Origin of the sequence: Erwinia oleae, assembly GCF_000770305.1 — a bacterium.
Taxonomy (GTDB): domain Bacteria; phylum Pseudomonadota; class Gammaproteobacteria; order Enterobacterales; family Enterobacteriaceae; genus Erwinia; species Erwinia oleae.
The window spans coordinates 1-11,856 of the sequence record NZ_JNVB01000056.1; the positions used below are offsets into that span (position 1 = coordinate 1).

The window sequence follows — 11,856 nt, forward strand, 5'->3', positions numbered from 1 at the left end:
CTACGGTCAACGGCCAGAAAGTGCCGCGCCGAAACACTTAAAGCCACATCAGGGAAACCCAAATCAGAGCACGACCGTATTACCACCCTTCTTTTAGACAAATACACCCACCAAATAGCCGCCCTGCCGCCTGATAAATTCCCTGCCCGCCAGTGGCTGGTTTATTTCGTGCGAGTGGTGGATAAGGAGATGCAATGAGCGAAGTTATTAAGCCCGCCAATAAACAAAAATTAGATGGTTTAGTTGACACCATGTCATCTGAAGATGCTCGATTCATCTTAATGCGTGGAGACTATACGGCTGAGCAGATAATTAAAGCTGCAATTGACCAAGGAGATATTGAACCGGAAGACGAGGAGGATTGGTCTAAGGCCCGTTATTACCAATCCTGGTTCAAAACATCACCGCTTGGCGGGCCGGATGGATATTCCCGCTGGAATTATCCTCGTGATACTCCATGCCGTGGAGCTTATTTTGCCTCCGTTCTTTGCTGGGACTAAGCACCCCACCCACCCCGGCATCCCGCCAGACTAAGAGGTCAGTTATGGAAGAAGAGATCTTCACTCGTGAGGAGGCTGCCGCATTCCTTAAAATCGACAAAGGGACTGTAACGCAATGGATTTGCTCAGGAAGGCTGTTCGCCACTCAGATAAATCCAGCACGTAAAAAAAGCCCGTATCGAATTTGTAAGTCCGACTGTATTGCGGCCCTGAAGAACCCGATCCACAATCGATCCGTGAATGCGGTTGGTATGCAGGAGGATAAAGCATGTCAATCAAACAGCGTGCCGGTACATGGCACTGCGACTTCGTTGCGCCTGGTGGACAACGAATTAGACGCTCTCTTGAAACAACGGACAAAAGGCAGGCACAGGAACTCCATGACAAGCTGAAGGCGGAAGCATGGCGGGTTGACCGGCTCGGAGAGTACAAGGCCAGAACATTCAATGAAGCATGCGTGCGCTGGCTGAATGAAAAGCAGCACAAAAAAAGTCTTGATGATGATAAAAGCCGGATCGGATTCTGGATGCAGCACTTCAATGGAAAGGTGCTTTCCAGTATCACTGAAGACAGGATACTTGCGGCTGTAAGTGGGATGGTAAACCGAAAGCACCTTATGAACTGGCAGGCGATGAGGGATAGCCGTTTACGGCAGGGAAAGCCAATACCAGCATATACGGAAAAGCCAGCATCGCAGGCGACGAAGGCGACTCATCTCGCATTCATCCGTGCGCTGCTGCGCTGTGCGGCCAATGAGTGGCGTTGGATCGAGAAAGCGCCGAATATAAAATGCCCGGTGCCAAAAAATAAACGTATCCGGTGGCTCACAAAGGAAGAGGCAAAGAATTTGATAAGGGAGCTACCCTATCACTTCCGTCCAGTGGTTGTGTTTGCACTCGCAACCGGATTGCGTCGGTCTAACATCGTTGAACTGGAATGGTCACAAATTGATATGCAGCGTAAGGTTGCCTGGATACACCCGGAGGATGCAAAAGCAGGCAGGGCGATTGGGGTCGCCCTGAATGATTCAGCATGCAAGATACTTCGCGATCAGGTTGGCAAACACAATCGATGGGTATTCGTTCACACTGAGTCTTCGGTCAGACCGGATGGAACCAGAACCAAAGCTGTGCGGAAAATGCGTAGTGATGCTAACACGGCATGGAGGGCTGCGTTAAGGCGTGCCGGAATTGAAAACTTCCGCTTCCACGACCTGAGGCACACATGGGCAAGCTGGCTCGTTCAGTCGGGTGTGCCTCTGTCAGCACTTCAGGAAATGGGTGGTTGGGAAAGCATTGAGATGGTACAGCGTTATGCTCACCTGGCACCCAGCCATTTGACGCAACATGCTATGCAAATCGACTCATTTTTGAGTGGTAATGGCACAAATATGGCACAAGCTGGTTTGGATGAGTTGGTCAAGTTGGCTTAAGTCGTTGAAAATACTGGTGCCGATAATAGGAGTCGAACCTACGACCTTCGCATTACGAATGCGCTGCTCTACCAACTGAGCTATATCGGCGTTGGGGAAGGAACTACGGGGCGATACGTTAAAAAAAACCGGGCGGCGAGTCAAGAGGCAGCGCGCTACCTGCGGCTTTTTTCGACGATGATGCTCAATCTCCAGACGATGCGCTATTTCTGGCCATCAAATACCATTCTTACCGCCAGACCCGTCAACACGGTTCCCATCAGCCAGCGCTGGATTTTTTGCCATGTGGGCCGCTGCGCCAGAAAAATCGCGATGCTGCCAGCGGCAAAGATGATGATGCCATTGACCAACAGGCTGGTGATGATTTGCGTAAAACCTAACGTCAGCGACTGCGCCAGCTCGTGCCCCTGCTCAGGATGGATAAATTGTGGAAACAGCGAGAGGTAAATAACGGCCGTTTTTGGATTCAGTAAATTTGTCAGCAATCCCATGGTGAACAGCTTTTTCGGGCTGTCCGGCGGCAGGTCGCGGACTTCGAAAGGTGATTTTCCGCCAAACACCCCCTGCCATGCCATATAAAGCAGGTAAAGCGCGCCCGCAATACGCAGGGCGTCATACGCCAGCGGCACGGCCATAATGAGCGCGGTAATGCTCATTGCGGCGCAAAGCATGTAAAACATAAAACCCAGCGCCACGCCGAGCAGTGAGACATAACCGGCCCTGCGCCCCTGACACAGCGAGCGGGAGATGAGATAAATCATGTTCGGACCGGGCGTCAACACCATACCAAGCGCGATGGCGGCGAAAGGAATAAGCTGCGAAAACGTCACCATATCCTGTACTCCTGTAGAGAAAAAATACGTCGCGCCCGCCCGACAGTCGGCTAACCGCGCACGGTGTCGCAGCCCCAGGCAATCCACTTATAGGTGGTCAACGCCTCCAGCCCCATCGGGCCGCGCGCGTGGAGCTTCTGCGTGCTGACGGCCACCTCTGCGCCCAGGCCGAACTGTCCGCCGTCGGTGAAACGCGTGCTGGCATTGACGTATACTGCTGACGAATCGACCTCATTCACAAATCGCTGCGAGTTGTGAATGCTGCGCGTCAGGATCGCATCGGAGTGTTGCGTGCCGTATTCGCGAATATGATCAATCGCTTCGTCCAGCGACGCCACTACTTTCACGTTCAGATCCAGCGAAAGCCACTCGTCGCGATACTGCGCGTCGGTAACCTCACTCAGCGCGGCCGGGCCATGTTGCAACAGCGGCAGCGCATGCGGATCGGCATGCAGTGCAATGCCCTCCTCCGCCATACGGCGGCTCAGAGCAGGCAGAAAACCGTCGGCAACCGCCGAATGCACCAGCAGCGTTTCCACTGAGTTACAGGCGCTGGGACGCTGTTTTTTCGCATTGGCGATAACGTTCAGTGCGGCATCGATCTCCATGTCGCGATCCACGTAAATATGACAGACGCCGATGCCGCCGGTGATCACCGGGATGGTCGACTGTTCCCGGCAGAGCTTGTGCAGACCCGCACCGCCGCGCGGGATCAGCATATCGACATAACGATCCAGCTTTAGCAGCTGGTTCACCAGCTCGCGATCCGGGTTCTCAATCGCCTGAACCGCGCCGGCAGGCAGGCCGTGCTGCTGCAACGCATCCTGAATCACGCGCACCGTCGCCGTGTTGGTGCGGTACGTCTCCTTGCCGCCGCGCAGGATCACCGCGTTGCCGGTTTTCAAACACAGGCTGGCCACGTCGACGGTGACGTTCGGCCGCGCTTCGTAAATCACGCCGACCACGCCCAGCGGCACGCGGCGACGCTCAATGCGCAGCCCGCTGTCAAGCAGGCCGCCGTCAATAATCTCACCCACCGGATCGGCCAGGCGACAGACCTGACGCACGTCGTGGGCAATGCCAGCCAGCCGCGCCGGATCCAACATCAGGCGATCCAGCAGCGCCTCGCTCAACCCGTTCTGACGGGCGTCAGCCAGATCGCGTTCGTTCGCCGCCAGAATCGACGCGCTTTGCGCTTCCAACCGATCGGCGATGGTCATCAGCACCTGGTTCTTTTCGGCGGTAGAGAGCACCGCCAGTCGGTGCGATGCGGCCCTGGCCGCTTTTCCCATTTCTTCAAGCATGGAGGTTCCTTAACTGACGATCATATCGTCACGGTGAACCGCCACCGGACCATATTCGTAGCCTAAAATGTCACTGATATGCTGCGAGTGATGCCCGGCAATCAGGCGCATCGCGTCGCTGTTATAACGGCAGACGCCGTGCGCCACATCGCGCCCTTCAAGGCTGCGAATGCGGATTACTTCGCCGCGGGAGAAGTTGCCGCTGATTTCGCGGATTCCCTTCGGCAAGAGTGAGCTGCCGCGCGCCAGAATCGCGGAGATCGCGCCGTCGTCAACGGTGATTTCGCCCGCCGGCGGTGCGCCGAAGATCCAGTGCTTGCGGTTCTCCAGCGGCGATTGCAGCGCGTGAAAACGCGTGCCAACCGGATTACCGGCAATCACATCGCCAATCACGCCCGGACGGCTGCCTGCGGCAATAATTGTATCAACGCCCGCGCGACAGGCGACATCCGCCGCCTGAAGTTTGGTGGTCATCCCACCGGTTCCCAGCCCGGAAACGCTGTCGCCCGCCAGCGCACGCAGCGCGTCATCAATACTGTGCACGTTCTGAATGAGTTCCGCTTCAGGGTTGTTGCGCGGATCGGCGGTGAACAGCCCCTGCTGATCGGTCAGCAGCAGCAGCTTGTCGGCACCGGCTAAAATTGCCGCCAGCGCTGACAAATTGTCATTATCGCCCACTTTGATCTCGGCCGTCGCCACCGCGTCATTCTCATTGATCACCGGAACAATATGATTATCGAGCAGCGCGCGCAGCGTGTCGCGCGCGTTGAGAAAGCGTTCGCGATCCTCAAGATCGGCGCGCGTCAGCAGCATCTGCCCGATATGCAGGCCATAAATTGAGAAGAGCTGCTCCCACAGCTGAATTAACCGGCTCTGCCCCACCGCAGCCAGTAGCTGCTTTGAGGCGATGGTCGGCGGCAGTTCCGGGTAGCCAAGATGTTCACGTCCGGCGGCCATCGCGCCAGAGGTCACAATCACAATGCGATGGCCCGCCGCGTGCTGTTGCGCGCACTGGCGCACCAGTTCGACGATGTGCGCCCGGTTCAGCCGACGCGATCCGCCGGTTAATACGCTGGTCCCCAGTTTCACTACCAGGGTCTGGCTGCTGCTCATATTTCCTGCCGTTACGTAAAAAAGTGTGCAAGAGGACGTTTTAGCAGGTGTGCCAGCGGAAGCCAACAGGCAGTGGATGAAAAGGAGAAAATCACAGGTGCGCGGGCAAACCGCGTTTTGCAATTAACAGGAAATGCGTCCGAATGTAATAAATCTTTAATCATCACGGCGTAAAACGTTGCTGTCTTCAGAGAAGTCTTAAGGCTACAACCACGTTACTTATTTGGGATTGATAACAAAATGAAGAAAAGCGCACTGGCAATGGTAATCGCAGCCCTGGCACTGACCTCCGCCGCCCACGCCGCAGAAGTTTATAATAAGAACGGCAACAAGCTGGATTTTTACGGCAAGCTGAAGGGCATGCATTACATGAGCGATAACGCTGGCTCGGATGGCGACAAATCCTATACGCGCATCGGCTTTAAAGGTCAGACACAGATTAACGACCTGATGACCGGCTACGGTCAGTGGGAATATCAGTACAATCTTAACAACAGTGAAGGTTCAGACGCCAACACCGGCAATAAAACGCGTCTGGGCTTTGCTGGCCTGAAGTTCGGCGATTATGGATCTGTTGACTACGGCCGCAACTATGGCGTGCTGTACGATGTGGAGGCCTGGACCGACATGTTCCCGGAATTCGGCGGCGACGGCACGGCACGCAGCGATAACTTTATGACTCAGCGCACCACCGGCGTGGCAACGTATCGTAATAACACTTTCTTCGGTCTGGTTGACGGTTTGAAATTCGCGCTGCAATACCAGGGTAAAAATGAGCCGTCATCACGCACCGACCTGACGAAGCAGAATGGCGACGGCTACGGTCTTTCAGCCGTGTATGCTGTTGCCGACACCGGCCTGAGCATCAGCGGCGCTTACACCACCTCCGATCGCACCAACGCGCAGCAGGCCTCGCCGTATGGCAGCGGCGACAAAGCCGATTCCTGGGGCGGCGGTCTGAAGTATGATGCCAACAACGTTTATCTGGCGGCGATCTACACTGAAACCCGCAATATGACGCCGATTACCGTGCCTGCGGCAGTGGCGGGCACGGCGGGATCCGTTGCCGGCGCGGCAAATAAAGCACAAAACGTTGAACTGGTAGCGCAATATCAGTTTGATTTCGGTCTGCGTCCATCTCTCGGCTACGTGCAAACCAAGGGCAAAGACATCGAAGGACTGGGAGACGTTGACCTGGTTGAATACATCGATGTGGGCGCGACGTACTACTTCAACAAAAACATGAGTGCCTTTGTCGATTACAAAATCAATCAGTTGGATGATGATAATGCGCTTGGCCTGAATAACGACGACGTGGTTGCGGTAGGTCTGACCTATCAGTTCTGAGCAGGCGCCAGAGCGCGGCTTCTCATTCTGTGTCTGAAGCAAAGGCTGGCAATCGCCAGCCTTTTTCTTTCAGGTTCGTTGTCAGGCGGTCAGCTTGATTGGCTCATCGGCAAAGCCCGCCGCCGGTTTCAGACCCAGCTCCAGTTCGGCCAGCGTGGCGACCAGGCGTTCGTGGAAATTACGCAGTGTCTCTTCCAGCCGCTGGTTGTTCTCTTTGCCTTTAATCGCAGAAGGCTTCCAGTTGCCCTCTTTATCGAACAGGCCGAAATGATATTCATAGGCAAAATGGTCCTGCTGTGCATCCAGCACCATCCACCAGCCCCAAAACTCGCGCAGTTCCGGAGCAGGTTTAACGTTGACGCAAACGGCCAGGCAGTCAAAGAAAAAGCGATTGTCTTCGCACTTCGCTTCACGGATATACGGCCCCAGTGCACCAAAACGCTTCATTAAGCGGCTTTTAGGATGTCCACTCGGTAACGACATTGTCAAATCTCCATTCATCAGCCTGTAAAAGCAAAGGGTTCAATATTAGCAGCGCAATCGCTTTGCCAACCAGTCAACAATATCACGTAATGCTTTATCAAAGTTATGCATTGCAGGCGAGCGCGCAATCGGCAACCGTTTCGCGTCGCCGGACGACCGCACAATCAGCGTTGACTCCTCTTCCGGACTGAAAACGTCGTCTGGCCACCAGGCAGAAAGCAGCGGCACCGGCGTGCGTCGGCCCAGCAATCCCTGCGTTTTTAACGAATAGCGATTCAGTTCGGCGCGAAGCGCGTCGTCAGAGGCGCTACGCATGCCAAGCCGACTGGCCAGTACATCCATATACATCGGCGGAATACGATCCTGCAAGGCTGTTTCGCTCAGCAGGCAGTGTACGACCGGCCCGAGACAGGCAACGGCGCACAGACGCTGCGACTCCAGAAAAGCCATGCGCACCGCCACGTTGGCGCCAAAACGCAGGCCAAATGCCGCAACTCGGGTATGATCAACCCAGGGAATATTTTCCAGATGGCGCAGCACCTGCTGATGCAGAAAGCTGGTGTCCTGCGTTAACGTCCACTTTGACGAGAAGCCTACGGAAGGCATATCAATGGTCAGCATCGCGATACCGCGCGGCGCAAGGTAGTCATGAAACAGGCGGTAGTGATCGGTTTGCAGCGCATCGAGGCTGCCGCACATCAGCACGGTAGGATAAGGCGCGCTGACGCCGGAGGGCATATGCAGGAAGCCCATAATAGAACCGCCGTCAGCAACAGGAAACGTCAGCTCTTTCAGCTCGCCGGCCAGCCGACCGGTCGCTTCCTCATAAGCGCGGCTCGCCATCATCTGCGCCTGTTCGGCCAGCTCATCGCCTTTCAGATGCGGATACCCCGCCACGCCATACAGGTTGGCGGCATGAAGCCAGCAGCGCCCTGCCGCCTCGTCGCTGGTTGCATCACAGGCCTTTTGCTGCCAGACCGCCGCCTGTTTTGACCACTCATAAATCCAGTTGCCGCCGCGATAGCCCACCACCGTATCCAGCAGCGTCTCACGGGTGCGATCGGCGTTGCTGGCGGCGATCCTGGCCATCACTTCGCCCAGCTCAAGCGGCGGCAGTCCGCGCCAGCTCCACAGCATCCGGTTGATCATTCTGTACCAGCCGCGATGGCTTTCGCCTTCCAGCGCAGAAGAGACAGCCTGAAGAGGGTGATGTTGAATACGACGGATTAATGATGAGGTTTCGGGATGTTTAAAGCGAGGTTTGAACAGTTCTTCACTCAGATTTTTTGACGGCATGGCGTAATACTCCTCCAACGCACGGGTTCTGCGTAGTCTAACGCAGCATGGCTGGCGGTGCTAAGCGTAAAAACCACAACGCCCGGCAGAACCGGGCGTTGTGTTGATGTGAATCAATCAGCTTTTCACAATCGGCGGGATATAAACCACGCCCATGTCCCAGGGCTGCTCGATCCAGGTGTTCTGCGGAATGTCGACCACGTAGTCATCCACCAGCGGACGACCGGCCGGTTTGGCGAAAATGGTCACAAAACGCGCCTTCGGATACATGTCGCGGATCGCCTGCGCGGTACCGCCGGTATCGACCAGGTCGTCAATCACGATAAAACCTTCACCGTCGCCTTCCGCACGCTTCAGCACGGTCATTTCGCGCTGGTTGTCGTGGTCGTAGCTGGAGATGCAGACCGTATCCACATAGCGGATACACAATTCACGGGCCAGCAGAGAAGCAGGCACCAGACCACCGCGGCTGACCGCGATAATGCCTTTCCACTGCTCAACGGGTAGCAGGCGCTGAGCCAGTTTGCGGGCATGGATCTGAAGCATGTCCCAGGTGACGACGTATTTTTCGCTCATAAAGGAATCCCGACCAATGGTGTTGGCTTAAAATTTGTACAATGGGAGTGGTTGCGCGGAATTATAGAGATCTGAGCCGTCAAAAACCAGCGCTGACCTGAGTTTTTCCCGCTGCCCTTGAGCAACGACAGGCAAAGGGTGATATTCTTTGGCCATCGCGTCAGATTGACTGACGGGAGTTTCTCAACCGCTAATCATGCTTGCTATCCGCGGCCACTGCTGACCGGGGATGCTGACACAGGAGAGTTATCGTGTCTGAATTGTCTCAACTGTCGCCACAGCCGCTGTGGGATATTTTTGCCAAAGTCTGCTCTATTCCCCACCCGTCGTACCATGAAGAAGAGCTGGCGAACTTTATTTTGTCCTGGGCAAAAGAGCAGGGGTTCTGGGCCGAGCGCGATGCGGTGGGCAATATTTTGATCCGCAAACCGGCAACCCGCGGTCTGGAAAACCTGAAGCCTGTGGCGTTGCAGGCGCATCTTGATATGGTGCCGCAGAAGAATAACGACACCGTGCACGATTTCACCAAAGATCCGATTCAGCCGTGGGTGGATGGCGAATGGGTGAAAGCACGCGGCACCACGCTTGGCGCCGACAACGGCATTGGCCTCTCTTCCGCGCTGGCGGTGCTGGCGGACAAAAACGTCGAACACGGCCCGCTTGAAGTGCTGTTGACCATGACCGAAGAGACCGGCATGGTCGGCGCGTTTGGCCTCCAGCCCGGCTGGCTTCAGTCAGAGATCCTGATCAATACCGACTCTGAAGAAGAGGGCGAGATCTACATGGGCTGCGCGGGTGGCATCGACTTTACCGCCACGCTGCCGGTGGAGCGTGAAGCCGTCCCGGCGGGTTATCAGCATATTCAGCTCATCCTGAAGGGGCTGAAAGGCGGCCACTCCGGCTGCGATATTCACGTCGGACTTGGCAACGCCAATAAGCTGCTGGCGCGCTTCCTGTTTGCCCATGCGAAGACGTTGGATCTGCGTCTGGTCGATTTTACCGGCGGTACGCTGCGTAACGCTATTCCGCGTGAAGCTATCGCCTCGCTTGCCGTTCCTGCCGATAAGATCGATCAGTTGAAAAGCGCAGCGCTGAGCTATCTGGAAACGCTGCAAAACGAGCTGAGCCTGAAAGAGAAGAATATAAACCTGGTGGTCGAGAACGTCGCGGCTTCCGGCCAGGCGCTGACCGACGTCAGCCGCGATGCGTTTATTGCGCTGCTGAACAGCACGCCAAACGGCGTGATCCGCAACTCAGACGTGATGAAAGGCGTGGTGGAAACCTCGCTGAACGTCGGCGTGGTCAAGCTGGAGGAGAACCAGGCGGTAATCAACAGTCTGGTTCGCTCACTGATCGACAGCGGTAAAGAGTACCTGGTCGAGACGCTCACCGCGCTGGGCGAACTGGCTGGTGCGAAAACCGTCGCCAAAGGCAGCTACCCCGGGTGGCAGCCGGATGCCTCCTCACCGGTGATGGCGCTGGTGAGCGACACCTATAAGAAGCTGTTTGACAGGACGCCGAACATTCAGGTGATCCACGCCGGACTGGAGTGCGGGCTGTTCAAAAAACCGTATCCGGACATGGATATGGTTTCTATCGGCCCGACCATCACCGGCCCTCACTCGCCGGATGAGCAGGTGCATATCGCAAGCGTCGGCCTGTACTGGCAGCTGCTGACCGCCCTGCTGAAGGCGATCCCCGCGAAGTAGATCGTGCCAACCGGCGTCGGCTATGAGGCAGACGCCGGTTTTTACAGCCCCAGCAGCAGTTGCCTCTCCAGTTGAGGATCGAGCAGCGTAACGTGCAGCCCGACCAGCCTGACCCCGCGCTCGCCACGCCGCTCCTCCCAGGTTTTCTTTGCCACCGCAATCATGTCGTCTTTGTTCAGTACCGGCCAGACGTGCTCCTGGGTGGTTTGCTGGAAATCGTTGAACTTCAGCTTCACGCCCTGACGGGCAATCAGCTTGTCCGGCTTGATCTTCTCCAGTCGCCGTTCCAGCTCTTCATAGAGAAAATCGATAATTTCCAGACAGGCTTCCCAGCTATGGATATCTTCCGACAGCGTGCGCTCAACGCCGAGAGATTTGCGCAGGCGCTCGGTGATCACCGCCCGCTCGTCGATACCGTGACTGCGCTCCCAGATGACCCGACCAAATTTCCCGAAGCGTTTTAACAGCGTGGCCAGGTCGGTTTTCTGCACGTCACCGCAGGAGAGCAGCCCCATCTCCTCCAGCTTCTTTGCCGTCACTTTGCCGACGCCGGGAATTTTCGCCAGCGGCAGCGTCAGCAGAAACGGCGCCATCTCGTCCGGCGTGATGACATATTGTCCGTCAGGCTTGTTAAGATCGGAGGCGATTTTGGCGAGGAATTTGACCGGCGCGATGCCTGCGGAGGCGGTCAGGTTCAGCTCATGGGCGATGGTGCGGCGGATCTCCTGCGCGATAAGCGTGGCCGAGCCGCGACAGTGCTGGCTGTCGGACACGTCCAGATAGGCTTCATCCAAAGAAAGTGGTTCAATCAGCGAGGTAAAACGGGAAAAGATTTCACGAATGTGCGCGCTGGCCTCTTTATAGGCGTCAAAGCGGCCGGGGATCACTTTCAGGTGAGGGCAAAGCTTCAGCGCCATCGCCGTGGACATCGCGCTGTGTACGCCATATTTTCGCGCCGGGTAATTCGCGGTGCTGATCACGCCGCGCTTGAGATGGCTGCCCCCAATAGCAATGGGAATATTGCGCAACGCAGGATCGTCACGCATTTCTACTGCGGCAAAAAAGCAGTCCATATCAACGTGAATGATCTTGCGCATGCCCCCTCCGTCATCACTGGATAAGTATACAGTTAATCAGACCGTTTTCAATCTCTCAGTGCAACGTCAAAGCGCAGCGGCAGGGATTTTTGATCGCTTTTTATGCGTATTTTCACCGTCGCTCTCTTGATAAAAAAACAGACAATGCTAATGTGGCGCTGCAATT

General features: G+C 56.0%; 13 protein-coding genes and 1 tRNA gene. 6 read left to right on the plus strand and 8 right to left on the minus strand.

The genetic code is table 11. The annotated features are described in order from the left end of the window. From GS12_RS24985 to GS12_RS16630, 4 genes are all read left to right on the plus strand, one after another. Positions 1 to 198 (plus strand): hypothetical protein (locus GS12_RS24985; protein WP_034948983.1); only part of this gene is annotated, 198 nt, incomplete at its 5' end. After that, positions 195 to 500: a hypothetical protein gene (locus tag GS12_RS16625; RefSeq protein WP_034948986.1), complete on the plus strand. Its 306-nt coding sequence runs from the start codon at positions 195 to 197 to the stop codon at positions 498 to 500. The genes GS12_RS24985 and GS12_RS16625, both read left to right, overlap by 4 nt. Positions 501 to 544: 44 nt before the next feature. Then, positions 545 to 892, plus strand: coding sequence for a helix-turn-helix domain-containing protein (locus tag GS12_RS23495; RefSeq protein WP_072016912.1), 348 nt, complete (start codon positions 545 to 547; stop codon positions 890 to 892). Next, positions 775 to 1,932, plus strand: a complete 1,158-nt coding sequence (locus GS12_RS16630) for a site-specific integrase (RefSeq protein ID WP_235421201.1) — start codon at positions 775 to 777, stop codon at positions 1,930 to 1,932. Before GS12_RS23495 ends, GS12_RS16630 begins: the two co-directional genes overlap by 118 nt. Positions 1,933 to 1,946: 14 nt before the next feature. On the opposite strand, the gene GS12_RS16635 is transcribed toward GS12_RS16630, so the two are convergent. From GS12_RS16635 to proB, 4 genes are all read right to left on the minus strand, one after another. After that, positions 1,947 to 2,022, minus strand: a tRNA-Thr gene (locus GS12_RS16635). Between the two features lie 113 nt (positions 2,023 to 2,135). After that, positions 2,136 to 2,765 carry a LysE family translocator gene (locus tag GS12_RS16640; RefSeq protein WP_034948990.1) on the minus strand — a complete coding sequence of 210 codons (630 nt, stop codon included), beginning with the start codon at positions 2,763 to 2,765 and terminating at the stop codon, positions 2,136 to 2,138. 50 nt (positions 2,766 to 2,815) lie between these two features. After that, the gene (gene proA, locus GS12_RS16645) at positions 2,816 to 4,069 is read right to left on the minus strand and encodes a glutamate-5-semialdehyde dehydrogenase (RefSeq protein ID WP_034948992.1); all 1,254 of its coding nucleotides are present in this window, start codon (positions 4,067 to 4,069) and stop codon (positions 2,816 to 2,818) included. 9 nt (positions 4,070 to 4,078) lie between these two features. Continuing rightward, positions 4,079 to 5,182 (minus strand): glutamate 5-kinase, encoded by a 1,104-nt coding sequence (gene proB / locus GS12_RS16650; RefSeq protein ID WP_034948994.1) that lies wholly within the window; start codon positions 5,180 to 5,182, stop codon positions 4,079 to 4,081. Positions 5,183 to 5,422: 240 nt separating this feature from the next. Between proB and ompC the strand changes: the two genes are divergently transcribed. Beyond that, positions 5,423 to 6,529 (plus strand): porin OmpC, encoded by a 1,107-nt coding sequence (ompC, locus tag GS12_RS16655; RefSeq protein ID WP_034948996.1) that lies wholly within the window; start codon positions 5,423 to 5,425, stop codon positions 6,527 to 6,529. Positions 6,530 to 6,610: 81 nt separating this feature from the next. Here ompC and crl read toward each other — a convergent pair whose 3' ends face one another. The 3 genes from crl to gpt all read right to left on the minus strand — a co-directional run bounded on the left by crl (position 6,611) and on the right by gpt (position 8,884). After that, positions 6,611 to 7,012, minus strand: a complete 402-nt coding sequence (gene crl, locus GS12_RS16660; protein WP_034912576.1) for a sigma factor-binding protein Crl — start codon at positions 7,010 to 7,012, stop codon at positions 6,611 to 6,613. 45 nt (positions 7,013 to 7,057) lie between these two features. Beyond that, positions 7,058 to 8,308 carry an esterase FrsA gene (gene frsA, locus GS12_RS16665; RefSeq protein ID WP_034948998.1) on the minus strand — a complete coding sequence of 417 codons (1,251 nt, stop codon included), beginning with the start codon at positions 8,306 to 8,308 and terminating at the stop codon, positions 7,058 to 7,060. Between the two features lie 117 nt (positions 8,309 to 8,425). Beyond that, positions 8,426 to 8,884, minus strand: a complete 459-nt coding sequence (gpt, locus tag GS12_RS16670; protein ID WP_034912572.1) for a xanthine phosphoribosyltransferase — start codon at positions 8,882 to 8,884, stop codon at positions 8,426 to 8,428. Positions 8,885 to 9,135: 251 nt separating this feature from the next. On the opposite strand from gpt, the gene pepD reads away from it, so the two are divergent. After that, the gene (gene pepD / locus GS12_RS16675; protein ID WP_034949000.1) at positions 9,136 to 10,593 is read left to right on the plus strand and encodes a beta-Ala-His dipeptidase; all 1,458 of its coding nucleotides are present in this window, start codon (positions 9,136 to 9,138) and stop codon (positions 10,591 to 10,593) included. Positions 10,594 to 10,634: 41 nt separating this feature from the next. On the opposite strand, the gene dinB is transcribed toward pepD, so the two are convergent. Continuing rightward, a complete protein-coding gene (gene dinB, locus GS12_RS16680; protein WP_034949002.1) occupies positions 10,635 to 11,690 on the minus strand; it encodes a DNA polymerase IV in 1,056 nt (351 codons plus the stop codon). Between the last annotated feature and the right edge of the window lie 166 nt (positions 11,691 to 11,856).

What these genes read in the sequence shown, in the direction of transcription:
- proA (WP_034948992.1), bottom strand. Translation starts at nt 4,069, where the DNA reads ATGCTTGAAGAAATGGGAAAAGCGGCCAGGGCCGCATCGCACCGACTG.
- GS12_RS16625 (WP_034948986.1), top strand. Translation starts at nt 195, where the DNA reads ATGAGCGAAGTTATTAAGCCCGCCAATAAACAAAAATTAGATGGTTTA.
- gpt (WP_034912572.1), bottom strand. Translation starts at nt 8,884, where the DNA reads ATGAGCGAAAAATACGTCGTCACCTGGGACATGCTTCAGATCCATGCC.
- GS12_RS16640 (WP_034948990.1), bottom strand. Translation starts at nt 2,765, where the DNA reads ATGGTGACGTTTTCGCAGCTTATTCCTTTCGCCGCCATCGCGCTTGGT.
- GS12_RS23495 (WP_072016912.1), top strand. Translation starts at nt 545, where the DNA reads ATGGAAGAAGAGATCTTCACTCGTGAGGAGGCTGCCGCATTCCTTAAA.
- crl (WP_034912576.1), bottom strand. Translation starts at nt 7,012, where the DNA reads ATGTCGTTACCGAGTGGACATCCTAAAAGCCGCTTAATGAAGCGTTTT.
- dinB (WP_034949002.1), bottom strand. Translation starts at nt 11,690, where the DNA reads ATGCGCAAGATCATTCACGTTGATATGGACTGCTTTTTTGCCGCAGTA.
- frsA (WP_034948998.1), bottom strand. Translation starts at nt 8,308, where the DNA reads ATGCCGTCAAAAAATCTGAGTGAAGAACTGTTCAAACCTCGCTTTAAA.
- ompC (WP_034948996.1), top strand. Translation starts at nt 5,423, where the DNA reads ATGAAGAAAAGCGCACTGGCAATGGTAATCGCAGCCCTGGCACTGACC.
- proB (WP_034948994.1), bottom strand. Translation starts at nt 5,182, where the DNA reads ATGAGCAGCAGCCAGACCCTGGTAGTGAAACTGGGGACCAGCGTATTA.